The organism is Nostoc sp. DSM 114159 (assembly GCF_053470285.1).
The window spans coordinates 5,658,331-5,681,405 of sequence record NZ_JBPFEH010000001.1; the positions used below are offsets into that span (position 1 = coordinate 5,658,331).

Annotated in this window: 24 protein-coding genes; 12 read left to right on the top strand and 12 right to left on the bottom strand. The window is 41.2% G+C overall.

Annotated features, from left to right (window positions below; genetic code table 11):
* Window positions 1-35: 35 nt before the first annotated feature.
* From ACR5KR_RS23655 to gvpN, 5 genes are all read right to left on the bottom strand, one after another.
* Window positions 36-1,862, bottom strand: a complete 1,827-nt coding sequence (locus ACR5KR_RS23655; RefSeq protein ID WP_448268200.1) for an AAA family ATPase — start codon at window positions 1,860-1,862, stop codon at window positions 36-38.
* 111 nt (window positions 1,863-1,973) lie between these two features.
* On the bottom strand, window positions 1,974-2,744 hold the full coding sequence (gvpF, locus tag ACR5KR_RS23660) for a gas vesicle protein GvpF (protein WP_448268201.1): 771 nt from the start codon (window positions 2,742-2,744) through the stop codon (window positions 1,974-1,976).
* A gap of 36 nt (window positions 2,745-2,780) precedes the next feature.
* The gene (locus ACR5KR_RS23665; protein ID WP_445637992.1) at window positions 2,781-3,215 is read right to left on the bottom strand and encodes a gas vesicle protein K; all 435 of its coding nucleotides are present in this window, start codon (window positions 3,213-3,215) and stop codon (window positions 2,781-2,783) included.
* The gene (locus ACR5KR_RS23670) at window positions 3,202-3,549 is read right to left on the bottom strand and encodes a gas vesicle protein (protein WP_448268202.1); all 348 of its coding nucleotides are present in this window, start codon (window positions 3,547-3,549) and stop codon (window positions 3,202-3,204) included. Before ACR5KR_RS23670 ends, ACR5KR_RS23665 begins: the two co-directional genes overlap by 14 nt.
* Complete coding sequence (gene gvpN, locus ACR5KR_RS23675; protein WP_448268203.1) at window positions 3,546-4,718, bottom strand: gas vesicle protein GvpN; 1,173 nt, start codon at window positions 4,716-4,718, stop codon at window positions 3,546-3,548. Before gvpN ends, ACR5KR_RS23670 begins: the two co-directional genes overlap by 4 nt.
* A gap of 212 nt (window positions 4,719-4,930) precedes the next feature.
* Between gvpN and ACR5KR_RS23680 the strand changes: the two genes are divergently transcribed.
* Together ACR5KR_RS23680 and ACR5KR_RS23685 are read left to right on the top strand one after the other, a co-directional pair.
* Window positions 4,931-5,182 (top strand): gas vesicle protein GvpG, encoded by a 252-nt coding sequence (locus ACR5KR_RS23680; protein ID WP_099068605.1) that lies wholly within the window; start codon window positions 4,931-4,933, stop codon window positions 5,180-5,182.
* A 161-nt stretch (window positions 5,183-5,343) separates the two neighbouring features.
* Window positions 5,344-5,661 (top strand): hypothetical protein, encoded by a 318-nt coding sequence (locus ACR5KR_RS23685; RefSeq protein WP_445630237.1) that lies wholly within the window; start codon window positions 5,344-5,346, stop codon window positions 5,659-5,661.
* A gap of 93 nt (window positions 5,662-5,754) precedes the next feature.
* Here the strand turns inward: ACR5KR_RS23685 and ACR5KR_RS23690 are convergent, their stop codons facing one another.
* On the bottom strand, window positions 5,755-6,792 hold the full coding sequence (locus ACR5KR_RS23690; protein ID WP_448268204.1) for a PDDEXK nuclease domain-containing protein: 1,038 nt from the start codon (window positions 6,790-6,792) through the stop codon (window positions 5,755-5,757).
* A 148-nt stretch (window positions 6,793-6,940) separates the two neighbouring features.
* Between ACR5KR_RS23690 and ACR5KR_RS23695 the strand changes: the two genes are divergently transcribed.
* Window positions 6,941-7,333, top strand: coding sequence for a hypothetical protein (locus ACR5KR_RS23695; protein ID WP_448268205.1), 393 nt, complete (start codon window positions 6,941-6,943; stop codon window positions 7,331-7,333).
* Between the two features lie 312 nt (window positions 7,334-7,645).
* On the opposite strand, the gene ACR5KR_RS23700 is transcribed toward ACR5KR_RS23695, so the two are convergent.
* From ACR5KR_RS23700 to ACR5KR_RS23720, 5 genes are all read right to left on the bottom strand, one after another.
* Window positions 7,646-8,614, bottom strand: a complete 969-nt coding sequence (locus ACR5KR_RS23700; RefSeq protein ID WP_448268206.1) for a WD40 repeat domain-containing protein — start codon at window positions 8,612-8,614, stop codon at window positions 7,646-7,648.
* 237 nt (window positions 8,615-8,851) lie between these two features.
* Window positions 8,852-9,136 (bottom strand): hypothetical protein, encoded by a 285-nt coding sequence (locus tag ACR5KR_RS23705; protein WP_448268207.1) that lies wholly within the window; start codon window positions 9,134-9,136, stop codon window positions 8,852-8,854.
* Between the two features lie 45 nt (window positions 9,137-9,181).
* The gene (locus ACR5KR_RS23710) at window positions 9,182-9,553 is read right to left on the bottom strand and encodes an ArsA-related P-loop ATPase (RefSeq protein WP_448268208.1); all 372 of its coding nucleotides are present in this window, start codon (window positions 9,551-9,553) and stop codon (window positions 9,182-9,184) included.
* Window positions 9,531-10,652 carry an IS630 family transposase gene (locus ACR5KR_RS23715; protein WP_448266169.1) on the bottom strand — a complete coding sequence of 374 codons (1,122 nt, stop codon included), beginning with the start codon at window positions 10,650-10,652 and terminating at the stop codon, window positions 9,531-9,533. The genes ACR5KR_RS23710 and ACR5KR_RS23715 overlap by 23 nt, the downstream gene beginning before the upstream one ends.
* 54 nt (window positions 10,653-10,706) lie before the next feature.
* Window positions 10,707-12,245, bottom strand: coding sequence for an ArsA family ATPase (locus ACR5KR_RS23720; RefSeq protein ID WP_448268209.1), 1,539 nt, complete (start codon window positions 12,243-12,245; stop codon window positions 10,707-10,709).
* Window positions 12,246-12,567: 322 nt separating this feature from the next.
* Here ACR5KR_RS23720 and ACR5KR_RS23725 point away from each other — a divergent pair, with 322 nt between their 5' ends.
* The 5 genes from ACR5KR_RS23725 to ACR5KR_RS23745 all read left to right on the top strand — a co-directional run bounded on the left by ACR5KR_RS23725 (window position 12,568) and on the right by ACR5KR_RS23745 (window position 19,100).
* Window positions 12,568-15,804, top strand: a complete 3,237-nt coding sequence (locus ACR5KR_RS23725) for a WD40 repeat domain-containing protein (protein ID WP_448268210.1) — start codon at window positions 12,568-12,570, stop codon at window positions 15,802-15,804.
* A 376-nt stretch (window positions 15,805-16,180) separates the two neighbouring features.
* On the top strand, window positions 16,181-16,528 hold the full coding sequence (locus ACR5KR_RS23730; protein ID WP_448268211.1) for a DUF1493 family protein: 348 nt from the start codon (window positions 16,181-16,183) through the stop codon (window positions 16,526-16,528).
* A gap of 165 nt (window positions 16,529-16,693) precedes the next feature.
* Window positions 16,694-17,341 carry a histidine phosphatase family protein gene (locus tag ACR5KR_RS23735; RefSeq protein ID WP_448268212.1) on the top strand — a complete coding sequence of 216 codons (648 nt, stop codon included), beginning with the start codon at window positions 16,694-16,696 and terminating at the stop codon, window positions 17,339-17,341.
* A gap of 85 nt (window positions 17,342-17,426) precedes the next feature.
* Entirely contained in the window at window positions 17,427-18,452 is a 1,026-nt protein-coding gene (locus ACR5KR_RS23740; RefSeq protein WP_448268213.1) for a glucokinase, read from the top strand.
* A gap of 45 nt (window positions 18,453-18,497) precedes the next feature.
* Window positions 18,498-19,100 (top strand): hypothetical protein, encoded by a 603-nt coding sequence (locus ACR5KR_RS23745; protein WP_448268214.1) that lies wholly within the window; start codon window positions 18,498-18,500, stop codon window positions 19,098-19,100.
* 228 nt (window positions 19,101-19,328) lie between these two features.
* Here the strand turns inward: ACR5KR_RS23745 and ACR5KR_RS23750 are convergent, their stop codons facing one another.
* A complete protein-coding gene (locus tag ACR5KR_RS23750) occupies window positions 19,329-20,240 on the bottom strand; it encodes an IS982 family transposase (RefSeq protein ID WP_448265662.1) in 912 nt (303 codons plus the stop codon).
* Between the two features lie 312 nt (window positions 20,241-20,552).
* Between ACR5KR_RS23750 and ACR5KR_RS23755 the strand changes: the two genes are divergently transcribed.
* The 4 genes from ACR5KR_RS23755 (at window position 20,553) to ACR5KR_RS23770 (ending at window position 23,066) form a co-directional block, all read left to right on the top strand.
* Window positions 20,553-20,903, top strand: a complete 351-nt coding sequence (locus ACR5KR_RS23755) for a hypothetical protein (protein WP_448268215.1) — start codon at window positions 20,553-20,555, stop codon at window positions 20,901-20,903.
* Between the two features lie 26 nt (window positions 20,904-20,929).
* Window positions 20,930-20,998 carry a hypothetical protein gene (locus tag ACR5KR_RS23760; RefSeq protein ID WP_448270307.1) on the top strand — a complete coding sequence of 23 codons (69 nt, stop codon included), beginning with the start codon at window positions 20,930-20,932 and terminating at the stop codon, window positions 20,996-20,998.
* Window positions 20,999-21,199: a hypothetical protein gene (locus ACR5KR_RS23765; RefSeq protein ID WP_448268216.1), complete on the top strand. Its 201-nt coding sequence runs from the start codon at window positions 20,999-21,001 to the stop codon at window positions 21,197-21,199.
* Window positions 21,200-21,596: 397 nt separating this feature from the next.
* Window positions 21,597-23,066 carry an efflux RND transporter periplasmic adaptor subunit gene (locus tag ACR5KR_RS23770; RefSeq protein WP_448268217.1) on the top strand — a complete coding sequence of 490 codons (1,470 nt, stop codon included), beginning with the start codon at window positions 21,597-21,599 and terminating at the stop codon, window positions 23,064-23,066.
* Window positions 23,067-23,075: the final 9 nt, after the last annotated feature.

Consider the following 23,075-nt stretch of genomic DNA (forward strand, 5'->3'; position numbering starts at 1 on the left):
GTCGGGGATCTATAAGCCTTCAATGCGATGAATCACTATTCAGATTGATGCTGATTAGCAAGCATCTGATATGTAACTTGAAAATCATCATTTGTAATCTGAATCAAGCTGGAGTCGCTCAATCCTTGTGCGCGGTATCGACGAATTGCGCTTAAAGCAGCTTGATTGCTCAACAAAGCTAAGTCTGCGCCATTCCAACCCTCGGTAACTGTCGCCCATGTTTCTAAATCGACATCAACTAAGGGACGATCTAGATTGTGAACTTGTAAAATCGCTAATCGGCTGGCTCGATCTGGTAGATCGATTTTGATTTGTAAGTCTAGTCTTCCGGCTCTGAGCAAGGCAGGATCGAGGGTTTCTGGACGATTGGTTGCTCCTACTAAAAGGACTTTCGGGCATTCATGCAACCCATCCAATTCGGTGAGCAGTTGACCGACAACGCGATCGCTAACTCCAGAATCACCACTGAATTTGCCCCGTGCTGGTGCCAGAGTATCAATTTCATCTACAAACACAACGCAAGGTGCTGCTTGCCGAGCTTTACCAAAGAGTTCTCTAACTGCTTGTTCTGCGGCTCCTACCCATCGGCTGAGTAATTCCGGGCCATTCACAGCAATAAAGTTGGCTCTAGCTTGGGAAGCGATCGCTTTTGCCAGTAATGTTTTTCCGGTTCCCGGCGGTCCCCACAACAGAATCCCACGGGGAGGCTTGGCTCTGGTTTGCTCGTATAGTTCGGGATAGAGGAGTGCGCCCTCTACAGATTCTTGAAGTTTTTGTTTCACATCATCCAAACCACCAATGTCATCCCAACTGACATTCGGTGCTTCCACTGCTACAGACCTGAGAACTGAGGGTTTTATCTCCTTAATTGCTTCGAGAAAATCCTGCTGCATAACAGTCATGTTCTCAGGAATGGCACTGTTGAGCGAAGGGACTTGACGACGCAGGGCAATGTAGGCTGCTTTTTGACAAAGTGCTTTGATATCCGCACCGACAAAACCGACAGCTAAATCGGCGATCGCTCCTAAATCAACCGCAGTCTCCAAGGGCATGGCACTTGTTAAAATTGTGAGAATTTCCAATCGTCCATTGCGATCGGGAACGCGAAAATGAACTTCGCGATCAAAGCGTCCCGGACGACGCAGCGCCGGATCTAGATAATCGGGGCGATTGGTTGCTGCTAGTACGAGTACGCCCTCGGTTTTGGCAAACCCATCCATTAACCCAAGCAACTGCGCCACTAGTCTTTTTTCAACTTCACCTTCTACTTGGCTGCGATCTGGGGCAAGACTGTCAATTTCATCAATAAATATCAGGCAGGGAGCAGAACGAGTTGCTTTCTCAAAAATGCTTCGCAAACGAGCTTCTGCTTCCCCGTAATACTTGCTCATCACCTCTGGGCCATTGATGGCAATGTAGTTTAACTCTAACTCTTCTGCCAAAACACGGGCTGTTAAAGTTTTTCCCGTACCGGGCGGGCCAACTAGCAAAACCCCACGCGGAGGCTCTAACCCTAATTTCACCAATAAATCTGGACGTTTAAGGGGAATTTCAACTAACTCTCTGATTTCCTTGAGAACATCACCCAAGCCGCCGACACCTTGCCAAGAAGCTTTTGAGTTCTTGTTAGCTGATGGGGTGGTAACATCATCAGCATTATCCATCGGTATAGCTGCATCGGTAGAATTGGATCTGACTCGGCTGGAACTAGTTTTTCTCGGAATATTGCCTTGCCGGGGAATACTGCTGAGATTATGAGACCGAATTTCAATAGAAGTTTTTAACTCCCCTTTCTCTACTTTTTCTTCTAAAGCTTTGGCAATTTCTAATAGCTGTTCAAATCCTTTAAATATGTCGTCCATTGATTTTACTTAAATAAAAGACAGAAAAAAATTAATTTCCAAAAAAATTAAAAGTTTCAATAATTTTTGATTTTTAATCTTTATTGCTGTTCAACAGCGGGAAAAATTAATTCATTTGGAAATCAATAATCGAAGACGAGCAAAGTTAAATGGGGCAGTGAAATTGTTGTAACGAATTCGCAAACGGTTTTCAAATTGGCGATCGAGTGCTTCAACGTGTTCGCTAAATTGTGATTCTGCTTCCCAAGGAATTAGGTAGGCTGCGTTGTAGATCATTGTGTCCATTTGGGGAGTATTTTCTACTACTTCGATCGCAATGGAGTTGAGCGTGCCTTGAAATACATCGATGATGCCTTGCTTGCGATCGCTCATTCCCTGTTCGATGGCTTGTCCTATTTGAATCACCTGCTCTATATTCAGAGGTTGACCCGCTAGCTTATCCCTTTCGGTTTTGATATCTGGATTTTCTGCTAATAATCCCTTAATTTCTGCCTCGGTATCCCAAAAAACTTTAACGCTAACTTCTCGGCGACCGGATAATTTTGCTAGCAACTGGGTCAATTCTTCTTGATGAGGACGAATTAATTGTTGTGAAAACGTTTCCCAACTTGCAACCAAAAGTCCAAATTGCACGGGCAGTAAATTGCGTTGGCGTAGCCCGTCGTAGACATCGCCTGCTTGCATGATTTCCTCAAGGACTTTTTCATGACTTAGCAGGTTACGACGGCTTGCTAAATAACGCTCTTGCTGTGCTTCCGAGTAGATTACTGCAAAACCATCCAAAATTTTAATTTGTACGGGTTGACGATCTAACCCTTCTAAATTTAAATCTTGCGGAGCAGGTAAGGTTAAAATTCCGTAAATGTAAAAGCCATAACTCATAAGAATGTATTACCAATAAGAATGTAGATAAAAAAGTTACAAAGGTTTAGAAGTGAGTACTAATCTTAACTTGGCATGAACTAAGTTTAATTGAGCTAGTCCTAAGTCCAAGTCACCTTCAACTACCACACCTGTATTTAATAGGCGATCGAGGAGTTCTAGAATAGAAGGTTGACTAGAGGTTTCGCCAGGGTAATATCCTCCAGATTGGGGAAGTAAAGTTCCTATTTCACCCAAGTTAATATTTAGCTCGGCTGGATCAATATCAAACACCTCGCAAAGCTTAACAACCTGTTGCTCAAGCTGTCGCAGGCTTTCGGCAGCCCGATCTAGCTCAGAGTCGCTGAGGTTGCCAGCATCCATTCGCCGAATCACCTGAGCTTCCATGAGTTGGCGTATCAGCTCAACAACCGTCAGTAACAACGGTGCTAAACCGGAATCGGAACCTTTTGATTTGCTAATCGCCTGCATTCTGATGATTAATAGGATTGAGTGCTTTGAGCGATTGCAGTTCTGTTTCTAGACTGGCAACACGCTCTTGAAGTTGTTGATTAGTTGTTAATAAGGAACGAGCTTGACTATTAAGATAGGGGTCGCTCTCCCACCAGTTAATTCCAATCTCTTTGGCTTTATCAACAGAAGAAATCAACAAACGAATTCGGATGTTGAGCAGTTCTGTGGAGCCGACGGAAACAGAAATATCTCCTGCGATCACAATGCCTTTATCTAAAACCCGTTCGAGAATATCTGCCAAGGTAGAACCTTGAGTTGCTGTAATAACTCCCCGGTTAGTATGAGTACTCATTTGTTTATTAAATGGCCTGAATCAAAAGCCACTTGTGATATGTTCGGCAGTTCAGTATTACCCTGCATTTGCAATAATACTCCTTGCTCTTTGAGAGACTTGAGTGCAGCTACAATTTGACTGCGATCGATCCCTAATTCTGCTGCCAAATCAGAGAAACGCTTTCCTGGAGACTTGCACAGGTAGTTATAGACTTCATGCTCGTAAGGTACTCGTTGTTCCAATACAATCTGATTTTGACTGTCTGATATTATCTCTTCTGCTGACTGAGATTGAGTATTTGTACCACGATACAATTCACGCAAAACCTCTTCCAGTAGCCGAGTTGCTTCCATACGAGGTTGATTTGTGCGAGAAAGCAGGATATCAGCACAAATATCTTGGAAGTTAGGCTCTTCAAAGTTTACAGAAATTTCGTGTTCGTGGCAGATTCTAGCAATCATCAGACAGGAACGTAAGCCGCCGCCTTGTCCAGAGCCAGAGCGACTCCAAAACATCCGCACTAAGCGCACGATTTTGTCTGCTTTCTCGGAATCTATGCCTGTTTTCTGAATTACAATCTCCTGCTGAGTTAGTTCATCAGGTGGAGGCATATCGATGGTAATAACACGATCCATCAAAGCATCCTGAGTTGCATGGACTCCACAATACTCTTGAGGATTTGATGTTAAGATTGCGCGAAACTGGGGATGAACCCGGATATACTCGGCTCGATGCTGGTTTGTTGGCAATACTAATAGCCTTTCCTCAAGTACGGAAAGTAAAACGTTATTTACCTCCGGGTGCGATCGATTGAATTCGTCGTAAACCAGCGTAAATCCTTCTTTACAAGCTAGGGTTAATCGTGCGTCAACCCAGTGTTGCCGCAGTTCATCCTCAACTTTAACAACGCTGTGGATGAAGTTATCAACAACCTTTTTGCGGGTGTAACCTAATTGATTGCCAATCAAGTCTGAGGTTTTAAACTCATCATCTCCAAATAAGAGGATGATAGGCTGATTGAGCAAATCAGCTAGATGCATTGCTAGAGTAGTTTTTCCGACTCCGGCCGGGCCACGTAAATGTACTGAAAAACCTGACTGTAGATAGCGCAAAGCACGTTGAGCGACGCGTTGAATAGCAGGGGTATTGACAAATCGCTGGGGAGATGCATTTAATACTGTTGTCAAGCTCTAAGTACCTCCTCAATAGGAATTTTTTGTAAAAGTAATTTTTTGTACATCGGATATATAAAATACGGATGTCAATAAGCCTTAACTGGACTCAAATCCCACGCATTTTGGCATCAACACAAGACTAGTAATGTTTTATATTTATGTCATCAGCATGATTACGGTCTTGCGAGGACAGTTTTAATAAATCCACACGAGGGTAAAGTGATATGGTTCTGCGCTTCTTACTATTACCGATTACCGGCCCATTAATGGGGGTAACGTGGCTTGGGGAAAAAATTTTAGAACAAGCAAGTACTGAAATTGATGATAAAGAAAATCTCAGCAAGCAGCTTCTTGCACTGCAACTTGCTTTTGATATGGGAGAAATTCCGGAAGAAGAGTTTGAAATTCAGGAAGAAGCTCTTTTATTAGCGATTCTGGAAGCAGAAAAGCAGGAACGCGATCGCACACAAGAGTGATGCAGGAGGACGACACTTTGCTCAAGTCGGAAAACCCGCCCACGCAAGTGTCTCCAGAGGAGGAACTACACCCCCGAAGGCGAGGCTTTTTTCATCGAATTTAATCCGTGATGTGTGGATGAGAGAAAATATAAGTATTGCGATTCCGAATATAATCAGCCATGACTGAAACCAAACCCACTCGTACCGCACGCAGGGGACGAATATTCCCTGAAATTCAGTGGAATGAAGAACAAAAAGCACGATATGAAGCCGAACGCGAGGCTTTTTACCAACGTTGTAAACCTATTTTTGAGCGAGTAAAATCAGAATTAATTGAAACTCACTACAACTGCTTTGTTGCAGTTGAACCAGATAGCGGAGAATATTTTGTTGATAAAGATTTAGAAGTAGTTTCATTACGATGCCGCGAACAGCATCCAGGCAAAATCCACTATACTTTTCGGATTAATGAGTCTGGGGCTTGCGGCACGATATGACGATTTCCGTTTCAAGTATCACCAATAGAACCATTTACACTAATGATGACTTTAAAAGATATTCGAGCAAGCATTGTAGATTAACTTACACTATTACTCCTTTTCTTCATTACCTACTTCTACAGACAAATTCTCCAATTCTGCTTCCAACTGCTCAATAGTTGGTAAATTTGTTTGTAACTCTTTGGGCAGTGATTTAGTAAGTTTAGTTTGCCATTCAGCAATACCAATTGGTTTATTGACATCACGCAGCGCATATTCAGCAATAATATTATCCTTACTTGCACACAAAATTAAACCAATTGAAGGACTATCTAGAGGAGATTTAAGTAAATCATCTACAGCCGAAAGATAAAAATTGATTTTTCCTGCGTACTCAGGTTTGAATTTACCTGTTTTTAGTTCAATTACTACAAAACAATGTAATTTTACATGATAAAAAAGCAGGTCTATATAAAAATCTTCATTTCCAACTTTTAAATTATATTGCTGTCCAACAAAGGCAAATCCTATACCTAATTCTAAAAGAAATTGGGTAATATGTTTAACAAGCTCTTTTTCTATTTCTCGTTCTTGTGCTGCTTCTCCTAAAGTTAAAAAATCAAAAATATAAGGGTCTTTTAAAGTCTCTTTAGCAATGTCTGATTGAGGAGAAGGTAATATAGTATCAAAGTTATTGACAGCTTTTCCCTGACGCTCAAAAAGTATATTGTCAATTTGTAGAGTTAAAATATTGCGACTCCAACCATTTTCTATGGTCTTCTGGATGTACCATGACCGCTCAAAATTATTTTTAACTTTATCTAAAATTACACAGTTATGAAACCAGGGAATTAGTGCAGCAGCCTGCTGCACAATTTGTTCATCTGGGTAAGCTTCAGCAAAAGCCCGCATATACTTAAGATTACGTGCTGAGAATCCTTTCATCTCCGGGAAGGCTTCTTTTAAGTCCCTGGCAAGACGTTCGATAACTTTTGTTCCCCATCCCTGTTGTTGTTGTCGAAGAAGAATATCTCGCCCAATTTGCCAATAGAGCAATATTAATTCGCGGTTAATAGATAATGCTGCTCGTACCTGAGCGTTGCGTATGTGTTCTTTTAGCTCCCGCAAGAAATTGTCATAATTGTCCATTTCGGTTAATTCTTTCCCAGCTTACTGATACATTACTGCCCCAACAGTGTACTTTCTACTTGTTTACAATCTAACTAGTGAACTTGTAAACATTTGAATTATATTGCATTTCCCTCGTTTGGTAACAGAACATTAAACCCACATAACTATGACAAGGCTCGAATTAAAAAATCATCAAGTTTGGCAAGATTTAACTGAAATATTACAAAGTTTAGATGCTAATCTTCTTGTTCAAGAACATCTTGACCAGTGTGATTATCAAGTGTGTGGCTATTGGGATGAACAAGATGAATATTATGAGAAAATTACGTTACCTCGTACCCTAGAAGCCGAATTAGTTAGCAGTTCAATAGGCGTTACTCACGAAGAACGTTTTTTACAACTAAAGTTTTTGCTCATAGCTGATGCTGCTGATAATACGAAAACTGCAAGTAGCAATGCTCAAAAAATTGGCGAATTAGTTCTTGTTTACGATGAAAATTTGGAGTTTGTTGATGAAAATTGGCTTTTAGATATCGATTCTCGAATGCTTGTTAAATAATTACTCGTAATGGATGCGATCGCACTTCCTCACTCCAGAGTAATGTTAATTTTATTTAAGTAGATATTGTGTTGATAAACTTACTGTATTTTCAATATCATTTGTTGGGTTACACTTCGTTTTATGTAATCTATAGAAGATGGCGATCGCACTAAAAGTAAGCAATGGGTAAGAAACAACAAAATTTGTCTACTTTAAATGTACTATTGATAAAGGTAACAGACAGCTAATGCTGTGTATCTCTATTGCACAGTCGGGACTATCTCAATAAAAAAGTATGAGCTAATTTTGTTACATACACCTGATGCACAATTATGTCATTCTCCATACTTCAGCAGTCTTGTGATTTCCACTGCCTCCAATCCCAACCAACGTTTGAGCATCATTACTCATAAAAATTGTAAAAATGAAATTTTGCCCTTGTATAGTACCAATGTGTTTTCCTGTACTGACATCCCAAGCCTGAATCAACCCATCAGTACCAGTACTCAGTAACACTTTCCCATCAGGGCTAAATATGAGGCTGTAAACAGTATCTAAATGTTTATGTAGACGAACATTTTTGAATTTATCAATTTTCTGAATCTGTTGTCCTGTTTGAAAATCCCAAATCAATATCGCATCAATTTTGCTACCTGCTAGTAATTGTTCATTGGGACTTAAAACAAGCCCATGAATTGTAGTTTCAATACCTTTGCTTTCAAGAGTCCGAGTAACCTGTCCTGTCCTTAAATCCCAAACTTTAATTTGATATTCCCATGCTCCCTTTGTCCGAGTTTTGTTCAAGCTGTAGTCGGCACTAACTAAGTACTGACTGTCTGAATTAATTACGAGCGGCCCACAGATAGAAGCGGGTAGTTTACATTTATTTTTACCTGTTTGAAAATCCCAAAAAACGAGTTTATCAAATTCAGTAACAAGAATACTCATATCAGGACTGAGGGACATTCTAGTTGCCCAACCTCCGCCTTTGAAGGTACGAATTTTTTGACCACTATCTAAATTCCAAGCTTGAATTAGACTTCCTCCAGTCACCAATATCTTACTGTCAGAACTAACGTCTAAACAGTAGACCCGATCCACATCATGATGACCATGTAAAGCAGCAACCATCCATGTCCGCACTATTTGCCCAGTTTGTAAATCCCAAACACGAACAGTTCTGTCTTCTAATCCCCCAGCAAACAGGAAACGACCATCTGGACTAATAGCATAAGACGATTGGCGATCTAAGCTGATAAATGAATGACTTTTAAACAGACAATGGAAGTCTAAAGACATTTTATTGAAATATTTAAGTTTCTAACGAGACTTAATTTTGCGATTGAGGGCGAGAGTTAGTATTCCCAAAAAAGGTTAAGCCTTGATAGTTAGATATTTGGACATTAAAATTTAATTTATTCAAGCCAATGCGTCGCAATCAAGGTGCGAAACATTGGCTCTATAAGCCCTTGCAGCAAAGGCTTTTACTTGACAAGTTCTATCCTTTCTTGTTTGTTACTTACTTAATCCAAGACATTAGTATTCCAATGTTATGGTGTTGAATTTTGATGTATTGTCCTCTAAGTCAGTATTTGCCTGCCGATGGTTCGTGTCTTCTTCAGCAATGATTTGACTATTTAAAATCGCAAGACGCTGCTGAATCTGATGTCGCCGTGCTTCGAGTTTCTGTAGTTCCTGCTCTAAACGCTCTTTCTCTACCATCATTTTGTAAGCATTTAAGTAAACTCTTGCTTGTGAACGTTGAGGAGGCATTGAGCTAAGTTTGGCTTGAATTTGTCCGCGATTTGGAGTGCGATGCATAATAAATTTCTCTTTGGGTATGAAAGTATTTAGTCTAATTAGCACTTAAAATAAACAGCGGGCTGCTGCTTGAATGCGTTCTAAAGGCTGAACTGAGCGAGGAAGCACTGGTAAGCGAACCATTGTCAAACCTGGAAAATCGCAATTAACGATCGCTGTAGAAGTAAAGCGGTTTAGAACAAGGTAATTCTGGCTTACACCTATTTCTTGCAGAGATTTGAATAGGCGTTGTTGTTCGGCAAGTACGCTAGCCTGGTTAAGTGTAACGCCAATGAACTCTGCTTGTTGTGGGTCTTTTAGCACTTTTTGGGCTTTGACTACGCGCTGTCGCAAAGTTCGTAAACGCCCCATAAACTCTGTACGACCAAGGACATTCTGATAAGCTAATCGGCATTTAAGCTGCAATATAACTGACATTACCTTTGTTTTTGATTTTCCGATGCCACTTAATGACTAACTCGCCTTGATTCAACAACTTATCTAGTAGTGATTTTAACTCATCTACTGATTTAAATAACCGATGAGCAATATATTCCTTACATGAGTGCCAGACTAACTCGATAATGTTGTAATCAGGGCTGTAAGATGGCAAGAACTCTAAAACAAAATTCGGAAACTGTTTAGATATTTTAGCTAGAACATCTTTGCGTTTATGAAAACTAGCATTATCTAAAATCAAAATAATTTTTGGCCCATACTTAGCAAAATTTTCAGAACAGTTACCTTGATTTACCCACTCCTGTTTGATTAATTCATTTAATTGTTCTAATTGCTCGTAAAAAATATCTGCATTACCTTTTTTGACGAAGAAGCATACCCGTTTTCGGTCTAATTCTCGGATTGCTCCCATCACATTGACACCTCCACAACGTCGTTGCCCTGGAACATTCTTGCGCTTTCCTTTTTTACCCCAATTCTTGCGTCGAATCACACGTAGACTAAAACCACTCTCGTCCCAAAACCATACCTGTAAACGCTCTGGCTGCTCTCGTGCGATTGATAGATATTGAGCAAGTTTCTCCTTGAACTTGGCTCTTTCGATTGGGTTTTGTTTATCTTCCAGGTCATATTTAGACCAGATATAACTATACTTTTTTCTCTTTAATATCCTCCTAACTTGAGAACTACTTAAATCAATTCCTGTTTTTTCGGTTAAATATGTAGCTAGTCGCTCTGCCGTCCATTTCCCAAATTCATACCCTAACGTCGATGGTTCTGTATCAACAGTTTTTAATAACAGTTCAACATATTCAGGGGTGGCTTTTCGATAATGTTCGTATTCTCTTTTATTATGTAAAGTTTCTAAATCATCGGGATCTCCATGCATACACCAATATGCTACTGTTCTGTGCGAACAACCTAAAAATTTAGCAATCTCGTGTTGTGGTTTTCCATCATTCTGTAGCAGTATAATTAAAATTCTTTCTCTAACGTGTGGTAAGTCACTTTCTTTTAGAGCTTCCTGTAGCTTGGTGATTTGTTCTGGCGTTAAAAAGTTTTTGGCTGCTGGTGGCATACTTGCTTTTGAACGGCTTCATCTTCTTATTATGCAACTTACGTGCCGATTAGCTTACTTGATCCAGAGTTTGAAAATCCAAGCTAGCCAGTCTGCTAGTGCAGTTGGCATTTCTAGAAAACGCAGAAGATGTCCTGTAGGAGCTGTGTCTAAAATAATTAAGTCTTCTTCTTGTTGCTCTAGCAATTCCATTACTGTTAACAGGGAAAGCATTTCATCAATCCCCGGTAAAGCTTGCTCGACAATTTTGCGCCAAGCAACAGGAGAGTATGCCATTTCAATAGCTTCGCTTGTTTGGGTTTCGCCACTCATCATTTCGGCCAGTTCCCACAGGTAATCGGCTCTGAATTGCTCCAGAAGGCGATCGCTATCTACTTCCTGACCTCGAAGATTAGCAGTTATTTGATATGGTTCGTGCCCTAAACTCAGACCAAAGGCATCGCCCAAGGAGTGCGCTGGATCGATAGAAACCATGCGAATTTTGCGATCGCGATGTCGTTGAGCCATCGCCCAACCAATCGCAGCTGCTACTGTAGTCTTGCCTACTCCACCTTTACCGCCAATTAGTAACAGGCGGCGACCTTGGGTGAGAAAATCTCCAAAGCTAGGAGGAATTGTTTCAGGCCATTGAACTGGGAGTAGATTGATAGGAAATAGCGGTTCAAGCTCAGGAATATGGATTTGGTCGATCAGATGGCTGAGGGCTAGAATCCCTAAAGGCTCCTCATCTTGCTGTGGCACAATAAAAATCGGCTTTCCGTTAGCAAGATCCGTATACTGACCGATCAGCGGTTGTTGTTCTTGGTAACGATCTGGGTCAGTGGCACTGCTAAGAACTTGGTTGACAAACAATCCTCCGCAAGGCATCTGCATGGTTTGTAAGGCTTCTAGGAATCGTTTTGACTCCAACCAACTCATTGGTTCGGCGATCGCAACTAACAAACAAGCTGTATGCTTAGGATCTTGAAGCAGACGACGACCTTGGGAAAGTTCAGCTTTCAGGGTATGCAAAAAATCGTCAGCGCGATCGGGTTTGTAACTTCCAGCAAAGGTCTTGCTAATATACCGATGCTTTTCTTGAAACAGTTCGAGAGAGTGCACGAAAGTGTCTAAAAAATCCATCAAGCCAAACAAGTTGAGAGTATGACCGCTAGGAGCCATATCCACTACTACTCGATCTACCTGGTGTTCGTTGAAAAGGCGTTGGATCTCTAACAAACCCATCAACTCGTCCAGTCCAGGCCAGTTTAAATCCCAAACTGGAAGCAAGTCTTCTCCTTCAACAAAACTACCCCGCTCTATTAAAAGTTCCAACACCTGAGCGTAACGTTCTTTAAACTTTTGTAGTAAAAGCTTTGCATCCAACGCCCTTACTTGCAGATTAGGTAGTTCCGCTATGGGACGAGGAATATCATCAACGCCAACTTGTAAGACATCTCCAAGAGAGTGAGCCGGATCGGTTGAGATTAAAAGAATTTGCTCGTTGACAAATTTCTGCGCCCAACGACATGCAAAGGTGCAGGAGATTGTTGTTTTTCCGACTCCACCTTTGCCGCTAAACATAGCAAGGTGTAGATGATCAAAAAGTTCCATCTCGTTTGTCATTTCCGGCGTTTTAGGATAAAGTTACTACAATTTTTTAAATTTGACTTAAGTAATTTCGCTGAATAAAGCTGGTTTTACCCCACCCTAACCCTCCCCTTGTAAAGGGGAGGGAACTAGATTTTCCGGTTTCCCCCCTTTGCAAGGGGGGATTAAGGGGGGTAATTCGACTTGCGATCCTATAGGGTGGCGACAGGGAAAGCTTCACAAGAGAATGTGTAATTAATTTTGTTGAGTTACTTACAAAGATTAGCCGAGGAACTATAACTGAGGGAAAGATTTAGCCAGGGGTGTCCAAAGGTAAGGAGATAAGATGGTTAACAGTTCTGAAAGCGATATAAATATTGGATGTCATATCCAAGGTATTTCTGAATACAACTTTTTTTATGACAGTCAGTCTGAGGACATTCATCGTCGTCCACTCAAAATAGACTCTCCTTACTTAGGACTAAAAACTTTTGAAATTAAAGATAAAGACAAATTTTTTGGTCGGGGAAAGTGGATTACTGAGATTAGCGATCGCCTAAAAAAAGATAATGCACTCTTGCTTTTAGGAGCAGCATACAGCGGCAAATCATCATTAATTCTGGCAGGTTTAATTCCTTATTTAGGATATCATAAAAACTCGTTAATTAACATAACTTTTCAACCAAACGAAAATCCTTTTAAATCTTTACAGAAATGTTTTGATTTCACCTATGGAAAACAATTTAAAATAGCAGACATTAGTCAAGAGATAAGAGAAGATATTTTAATTAAAATTGTCACCATACTTAAACAAGATTATGAGTGCGTTCTGATTGTTATTGACAGATTTGAAGAACTATTTACGAAAACTCAAAAGCCAGAACGTGACAAATTTGTTGCTAGTCTCTTTCATCTGAGTCAGCAGCAGGATAGCTCTGTCAAAATTGTTTTAACAATGCGCTCTGATTTTTTGGATAGATTTAGTGAGTATCCGCAACTTGCGAAGATCCACGATCGCTATAGTTGTATTCTCACTAGAATGAGCGATGAGGAATTAAATTTAGCGATCGCTGAACCTGCTGCGAGATATGGCGTGACCTTTGAACCAGGACTAATTGAGCAAATTATTGATGATTTTCACCAACAAGGTGATTCTTTACCACTTCTGGAATACACTCTAGATGCACTGTGGAAAAGCGAAAATATTCAAAACTTGGTTCTGAAAACAAAGACTTATCAAGAACTAAAAGAGCAAATATTTGTTTATTTCAACGAACAAAGTAATCAATTTATTAATCCTACTGTTGAATGGCACGATCGCCATTTGAAAGAAAAGGAACAAGAGATTCAAAAGTTAAACCTTGCACTGACCCAATTAAAACTGCGCGAACAATCCGCCAGGGTTTTGAATTTACTTCCTGTCCAACCGCTAGAGGGTTTGGTGCTGGCAATTCAAACAATAGGTGAGAATTTAGAGAAATACCCAAACCAGCTTCTAGCTTCTGTGTTGGGAAGCTTAAAGGAAGCAACAAACACGCCCACAGAAGCAAATAGCTTGCGCGGACACGAGCAAGAGGTTAATTGTCTAGCCTTTAGTCCTGATGGCCAGTTTATTGCCAGTGGCAGTACCGATTCTACGATATGCTTGTGGAATATCACGGGCAATCCTACTGCTCAATTTTTACTGGGACACGAGCAAGAGGTTAATTGTCTAGCCTTTAGTCCTGATGGCAAATTTATTGTTAGTGGCAGTATTGACGGAATTTTGTGTTTATGGAATCTACAAGGTAATCTGATTACTCTACCGTGGCAGGGGCATGAGGAAGGAGTTATTGCTGTTGCCTTTAGCTCAAATAGCGATTCTATTGTCAGTGTTGGTTTTGACGGAACAGTGTGTTTGTGGGATTTAGAAGGTAACGCCATTACTCAACCTTGGCGCGGACACAAGGAAGGAGTGATTTCCGTCGCCTTTAGTCCAAATGGCGATTCTATTATCAGTGTTGGTTTTGACGGAATGGTGTGTTTGTGGGATTTACAAGGTAACGCCATTACTCAACCCTGGCACAAACATGAAGCAAAAATTATTTGCGTCGCCTTTAGCCCCGATCGCAAGTTTATTGTCAGTGGTAGTAGTGATTCTACAGTGCGGTTGTGGGACATCCAAGGTAATCCCATCGGTCAACCTTGGCGCGGGCATGAAGGACGTGTAAATTCTGTAGCGTTTAGCCCTGATGGTAAGTTTATTGTTAGTGGTAGCTGCGATCGGACAATACGCTTGTGGAATATAAATGGCAACCCCATCACTCAACCTTGGCGGGGACATGAGGGACAGGTTAATTCCCTAGCCTTTAGCCCCGATGGCAAGCTGATTATCAGTGGTGGCGATAAAACTGTGCGTTTGTGGGAGCTAGATCAAATACTACAAGATCGGGTCATCAGGCGATCGCAGCGCAAATATGAGAATTGGGTCAATTCTGTCGCCTTTAGCCCTGATGGTCAGTGGATTGTCAGTGCTAGCAATGATTCGACAGTCTGCTTGTGGGATATTCACGGCAACCCCATGACTCAACCTTGGCGCGGACATGAAAAAGAAGTGAATTCTGTCGCCTTTAGCCCTGATGGTCAGTGGATTGTCAGTGCCAGCAATGATTCGACAGTCCGCTTGTGGGATATTCACGGCAACCCCATGACTCAACCTTGGCGCGGGCATGAAAAAGAAGTTAATTCTGTCGCCTTTAGCCCTGATGGTAAGTGGATTGTCAGTGCCAGCAATGATTCTACAATCCGCTTATGGGATAGCAACGGCAACCCCATTGGTCAACCTTGGCACGGACATGAAAAAGAAGTTAATTCTGTCGTCTTTAGCCCTGATGGTAAGTGGATTGTCAGTGCCAGCAATGATTCGACAGTGCGCTTGTGGGATAGCAACGGCAACCCCATTGGTCAACCTTGGCACGGGCATGAAAAAGAAGTTAATTCTGTAGCGTTTAGCCCTGATGGTGAGTGGATTGTCAGTGCTAGCAATGATTCGACAGTGCGCTTGTGGGATAGCAACGGCAACCCCATTGGTCAACCTTGGCACGGACATGAAAAAGAAGTTAATTCTGTCGCCTTTAGCCCTGATGGTCAGTGGATTGTCAGTGCCAGCAATGATTCGACAGTGCGCTTGTGGGATATTCACGGCAACCCCATTGGCAGACCTTGGCGCGGGCATGAGTATTGGGTAAATTCCGCAGCTTTTAGCCCTGATGGTAAACTGATTGCCAGTGGTAGTCTTGATGGAACAGTCCGCTTGTGGCAATGTGGGTGGCAAGAATGGTTGCAAGTCTGCTGCAACAGGTTACATTATCATCCCGTCTTTCAAAATCCTGAAAATGGCAGCGATGTAGAAATTGCCCACCAAACTTGTCAAAAATATGTATGGAATCTACAATGCCCTAAACAGTTGAACAACCAAGGTGAGCTAAAAGAGAAAGCGTTTTCAGCAGCTTTGGACGACTTTAAGCAAGTTGTTCAACTTAATTTCACATCGCACTGGAAACATCGCCTTGCTTGGCAATCAGTACCCACAGAGAACCAATAACTCGGCTTACTAGCACCGCAAGCTTAAAATATTGGGTTTCAAAAACTTACGGAAACCAAAGTCCAATCATTAACAGAATTACTCAATTCAATAAATTAAGCTTGCCGTACTAGTAGGTTGGGTTGAGGAACGAAACCCAACATTTGCAGGAATAGAATTAAGTCATCTAAAGCTTGGATGAAAATAAACAGTTAGTAGTACTGGCATAATTTCACGAGTTAAAATATCTGCGACTAAATCTGATTATTGCAAAAGTTGGATGGCTACAATAACCCTATCTTGCTACCAGTTCATAGATGCTTGACCAGTATTTACCTGGTAATAATTTCCTTGTTAATAGGATTCTTGCTACTGGAGTTTGTCACCTGAAAAGCTTATGTCATTTACAGATAGATTTAACCAACTTGCAGCAATTATTTCTAATGAACTAGGCGTGCAAACAAAAGATATTACTCTTAATATACGGCTTCAGGAAGACCTCAAAATAGATGGTGATGATGTTGAGGAACTATTTTATAAAATCGCTGAACAGTTTGGCATAGATTGGCAGGGGTTTGTTTTTTACCGTTACTTCCATGAAGAACCACATTTATTTTCTTTACTTTTTAAGTGTTACTATCGCAAACGTTACGGCACACTCAAAACAATTACCGTCAGCCATCTACTATCAGTTATTGAATGTGGAGTTTGGTTTGAACCGTCCCAATCTGATATTTACATTTAAGTTCGTTACACAATCTTAACTAGTTTATACTGATAAGTTTTTCTAATCATTATTATTATTAAATATTATTACGATTTTTGTCCTATATTAATATTTGCAGCCTTCCTTGCAGATATCTATATATTTGTTTAGCGGCGAATTCTATTCATCGGAATAATTAAACCCATGAGTCAAATAGTCTGGATAGCAAGACACGCTAACCGCCTCGACTTCGTAAACCCCGATTGGTTTCTTACCGCCGAACGACGCTACGATCCACCCTTGTCTAATGATGGTATGGTGCAGGCACAGCAGTTAGCTAAACGATTAAAAAAAGAAAATATTGGCCATATTTTTGCTTCTCCTTTCCTGCGAACCGTACAAACGGCAAATGCAGTTGCAGAAATGCTCGACTTGCCGATTAAACTCGAAACCGGCTTGAGTGAATGGCTAAATCCAGTTTGGATGACAGAAGAACCCAAAAGACTCTCAACTCCAGCGTTAGCAGAGTTATTCCCCAGAATTGACAGCAGCTATACCTCGCGCATCGCCGCCAAATATCCTGAAACTCACGAAAAAGTGCGAGAACGTTCTGGACAAACTGCTAGATGTTTAGCTACTGAGTTCTACCCAGAAGATATCCTGCTTGTAGCACATGGTGCATCTGTATTGGGCGGAGCAATGGGGCTAGTGGGGGAAATTGCCAAAACAGAAGTCAAAGCTTCTTTATGTTCTCTGGTAAAAGTGGTACGCCAAGACCCAGAATGGTTATTAGAACTAACGGGAGATACTTCCCATTTAACCCACATAGAAGAAGTTATTCGATTTGCTTAAACCTCTGATAGAGATTTGTGTTCATGACTTCTGCTAGGTTGAGTATATCTTACAAAAAAAGTAATTTAATTCACCAATAAATTCTATGACTTTGTTACTAGCAGGAGACATCGGCGGTACGAAAACTATTCTGCAATTGGTTGAAAAATCAGACTCACCAGCTTTACATACTATTTATCAGGAAAGTTACCACAGTGCCGATTTTCCTGATTTAGTACCGATAGTGCAGGAGTTTTTGGTCAAAGCTAATACACCTACACCAGAAAAAGCTTGTTTTGCGATCGCCGGCCCCATTGTCAAAAATACTGCCAAACTGACCAATTTAGCCTGGTTCCTGGATACCGAACGTCTACAAGAAGAATTGGGTATCCCGCATATTTCTTTGATTAATGACTTCGCCGCGGTTGGCTATGGCATTTCAGGTTTACAAAAAGAAGACTTGTACACGTTACAAGTTGGCAAACCTCAACCCGAAACCCCCATTGGAATTATTGGTGCTGGTACTGGCTTAGGGCAAGGATTTTTAATTAAGCAGGGGAACCACTATCAAGTTTTTTCTTCAGAAGGTGGACACGCTGACTTTGCCCCTCGCAACGAGATCGAGTTTCAACTGTTGAGATACCTGTTGGGTAAACATGATATCCAGCGCGTTTCTGTAGAACGCGTGGTTTCTGGAATGGGAATTGTGGCGATTTACCAATTTTTGCGCGATCGCAAATTTGCCACAGAATCACCAGATATTGCCCAAATCGTTAGAACTTGGGAACAAGAAGCCGGACAAGAAGAGAAAAGTGTCGATCCTGGTGCTGTTATTGGTACGGCTGCACTAGAAGGACGCGATCGCCTCTCGGAACAAACTTTGCAATTATTTGTAGAAGCTTACGGTGCAGAAGCCGGTAATCTCGCCCTGAAACTCCTACCTTACGGTGGCTTATACATCGCTGGTGGGATTGCGCCTAAAATTCTCCCCTTAATTCAAAATAACGGTTTCTTGTTAAATTTCACCCAAAAAGGTAGAATGCGCCGCCTCCTCGAAGAGATACCCGTGTATATTATCCTCAACTCGCAAGTCGGCCTAATTGGTGCTGCTTTATGTGCTGCTAGGTTATAACAGCTGGCATCATCAGTGAGATCGGCATCTCAAAGGGCAAAAAATATGACAGTTAAAAGTCTGTTACCACTAATAGCCGCCACCATTGTTTGTGGTGGCTCTGTTCTTGTGGAAGCGCGTCAACCCAAATCTCCGGTAGCTGTTGTCAAACCAAAGGTTTCTCAACCCGTGCAGCCACAATGGAAGTTATTCACCGCTCCAGATGGACGTTTTACGATTTTGATGCCGGGAAGCCCCAGCAGAAACACCGAATCCCAAAAAACTTACATGGGGGAAATTAACCTAGAAATATTTGTCGCTCAACCACCAAAACAGCAAGTAGCATACATAGTTGCTTACAATGATTTCCCTTATAGTTACGGTCAAATGGCCGATCCTCAAGTTGTTCTTAATAATGCACGGGATATGGCTTTAAAGACTACGAAAAGTAATTTAATTAGTCAACGAAACATTCGTAGTTACAATAATCATCCGGGCAAAGAAATTCAGTACATCAATTCTGGAGGGAAAATTACTATAAGTAGAATGTATGTTGCCGAAGGAAGACTATATCAAGTAATGGCAATAACTACAAAAAAACAGCAAAAGACATTAGCTAAAACCATTACTGGGTATTTAAATTCTTTCAATGTAGTATTGAAAAAGTGAATTGAAGAAGAATACAGAATACAGAATTCAGAATTCAGCAATCTTTCAGTGGGGATTCAGACCCGCAACTGTTTTGTCGCACCACCAAATTTTCAATTTGGTAGGGGTGTAAAAACGCTGATTATTCATCCGCCAGTCATACAGAATACCCAACTGAATTATGACGACTGACTCCTGAATTCTGTTCGATAACTAATAACTTCTACTATATTAACGTGAGTTCGACGGTTAGAAAACGGCAGGAGGTAGTGCAGGTAAATCTTTTGGGTAAATATCAATCGATGGTTTTTTGGGTAAATAGGTGTAAGCAGTTAAACCAGCCATCAGATTGACCAAAAAGTTAAACACACTACGATGCCGAGAGTGTTCTATTTGACACATATTTTTGAGATGGTCATTGACTGACTCAATTACAGCCCGTTTGCGTAAAAGAATTTTATCAATCAGTTTTACCAAACGATTTTTCATTTTCTTCTTAGATTTAGTAACTAACTCTAAACCTCGTTCGTATAACTCTTCAAATAATTTTTGCGAGATATATCCTCTATCTCCAAAAAGTTTACCAATTAAGTCACGAGTCATATCTGGAACTGGTTTACGGTCATCAACATTTGCCGGAGTTAGTTTGAATGCCAGTAATTCTCCTTTATCGTTAATAATTAAATGAAGTTTAAAGCCAAAGTGCCAGCCCACAGCATTTTTACCCCATTTCACTAACCCTTTAAAAACTTTATGGGCGTGTGCCCGGCAATTGTGACAAACATCAATTGGGGTGGAATCGATAAAACTAATCCCTGTAATTTCTCCTGTCCGTGTATGCAAAAAACAACACAGCAACATTAAACTCCAGGGCAGAAGTTCCACAAATCTTGTGTAACTGACCAAATTTGGAAACGCTCCACGCCAGCTTTGTAGCACATGCAACGTGTAGAACTCCTTGAAAGTTTTATAACCACTACCATGAAATGCGATCGCGATTGTCATCACCTCTGATAAATGCATTCGGGAAGTGCTACGACGCTCTCCCTTTGTGGATGGTAACTGTGGTACTTGTTCCCACAAATTCTCCCACTGGTTACAAAAATCATCTACGTCACAGAATATTTGTACGATATCGAGGCGAGATACAATGGTAGACATAGCCGAGACCCTTATTTTTCTGAGATATTTTTAGTCTCGGCGTTTTTTTGTGCCTTTTTTGCTCATTCTCAATTAATCTTAGCGATCGCCACCACCAGGTGCTTCGCGCCATCGCAACACCTACCCAGTTTCTCATGTTTCATATCTAGCAAGCTTTTTGCCGTTTTCTATCCGTCGAACTCACGTTATATTAGCCTTGTAATTAATTGCAGGCCTAATATATAGCAGGAGGCAGTTAAAGCTTTGCTGTCAGCTTAGTGTTGGAAAATTAAACTTGTACGATCGTTGTTAAAGTTCCTCTTTCGCAATATTATGAGCGAATTACAGACCCAACTAGTAACCGATACCTGGATAGCAGTAACTTGGGATGAATATATCCAAATAATTGAAAATCCTGCCTACGAAAAAGCCAAGGGCTATTATCACAATGGACAGATGAGGATTGAAATCTACGCAATCGTGAATAACCATGCCAGCGACCATGCAATTATTCTCTTTGCTGTTAACTTGTTTGCCAGCATCAAAGGCATTGCTTTAAATGGCAAGGATAACTGTACATATCGCAAAACAGGCTTTAAGGAAGCTCAACCTGATGTGTCTTATCTTACTATATTGGTGAAAATGCTGATGTCATTCCTTACGGCACTTCTATCATCAATTTAGATATATATTCACCACCAGATTTAGTTATTGAAGTGGCTAATACCTCACTTGCTGACGATCGAGGTGAAAAACGACTTTTATACGAAGATTTATAAGTGAAAGAATACTGGATTTTAAATGTCCAAAATGTCCAAGTTATGGCTTTTGCTATTGAAAACCAAGGTAGTAGGCGGATTACAGAATCTCAGGTATTATCAGGATTAGCTATTTCTTTATTAAACGATGCATTAGAGCAAACTCGTCAAATAAATCAAAGTCAAGTTGGTGCTTGGTTATTAACCCAATTTCAGCAATAATTACAAACTGCTTTGCGGTAGAGAATGGGGAGTAGGGAAAAAGCAAAGGATACCGAGCAACTAAAGCGCGATCGCACTACAGCAATCCTATCTGATTTGTGAGAATTGCCCGCCGTAGATTCCCAGTTTCTCAAAAAAGTCGGGAATCTTGTTTCTCACGAATAGTTCCAGATTGCATGAATATGCTGTGGCTAAAGTCACCCTTTCAGGTGAAGACATACAGAAATACGAATGCCTAGTATGAAGTAAGATTAAGCAACTGTGAAGCTGATTATGCGTCTAGTTGTTAGTTAACTTATAAAAATTTAATCCTAAAGCTTTAACAACTCCGTACTCTCCACTTCTGCTCTAACTAAAAAATATTTTTATACAGCAAGATTTACAGGCTTCTATAAATATGGCTACGCACATAGAAATTCCAGTTATTGGCAAAGTTAAGCATCCATCGCGCTGGCTGATTGGGCTGATAGCGGGGAGTGCTTTGGTTGTGGGTACTATAACAACTTACACCTTGGTAAACCAAGGGACAAACAAAGAAGATATTGCTCAACTAACTGTGCCAGTTGCAGCCCAAAACGTGACGTTGCGGATTACAGCTAGTGGCAAAGTCGTGCCAGTTCAGAGCGTAAATATTAGTCCGAAGAATCCCGGAGTGCTGTCGCAATTATACGTGGAACAAGGCGATCGCATTCAACAAGGGCAAATTCTCGCCCGCATGGATAGTGCCAGTATTGAGGCTCAAAGGAGTCAATACCGTGCTAACTTAGCCCAAAGTCAAGCACAGCTAGCCCAAGCCCTTGCTGGTAGTCGTCCTCAAGAAATCGCTCAAGCAAGGGCCCGATTAGCACAAGCTCAAGCTCAATTAGCCGCAGCTAAGGCTGGTAATCGTCCCCAAGAAATTGCTCAATCTCAATCCCAAGTAGATGCGGCTCAAGCAAGGGTGAATTACACCAGCGAACAGGTAAAGCGTTACCAATATCTATATAAAGAAGGAGCAGAGAAAAAACAATTACTCGATCAAGCCATCAGCGACGACAAAAGTGCTAGAGCCAATTTAGAAGAAGCGAAAAAACGATTTTCCTTAGTCCAAAGTGGCACTCGCAGTGAAGAAATCGACCAACGGCAAGCTGCTGTTAATGAAGCACGGGCAGCATTGGTACTGTTAGAAGATGGAACCCGTTCTGAAGAAATTGTCCAGCGTCAAGCCGCTGTTGCATCTGCTGAGGCTCAATTAAAGGGCGTACAAGTGCAGTTAGAAGATACTATTATTCGCGCTCCTCTGTCGGGAATTGTTACCCAAAAGTATGCCGAACCAGGTGCATTTGTCACACCCACTACCTCTGCTTCTACTAGTGCATCGGCAACTTCCAGTTCAATTGTCGCCGTAGCAAGGGGTTTAGAAATATTAGCTCAAGTTCCCGAAGCCGATCTTGGCAGAATGAAACAGGGACAGCAGGTGGAAATTGTCGCTGATGCCTATCCCGATCGAGTTTTTAAAGGTCATGTACGCCTGATTGCTCCCGAAGCAGTGGTGGAACAAGGTGTGACATCCTTTCAGGTGCGGGTTGCTATCGATACTGGCATAGATAAACTGCGTTCTGGCTTAAATGTGGACCTGACTTTTTTAGGCGATCGCGTTAATAATGCCTTGGTATTACCAACGGTGTCAATTGTCACCGAAAAAGGTAAAACTGGCGTACTCGTACCAGATGCAAAAAATAAACCCCAGTTCCGCGAAGTTACAGTTGGGGCACAAATTCAAGACCAAACTCAGATTTTAGAGGGAGTTAAAGCAGGCGATCGCATTTTTGTTAACCCACCCAAAGATTACAAAATTGAGAAGGCTAAAGAACAGAGTAATTCGTAATTATATAAG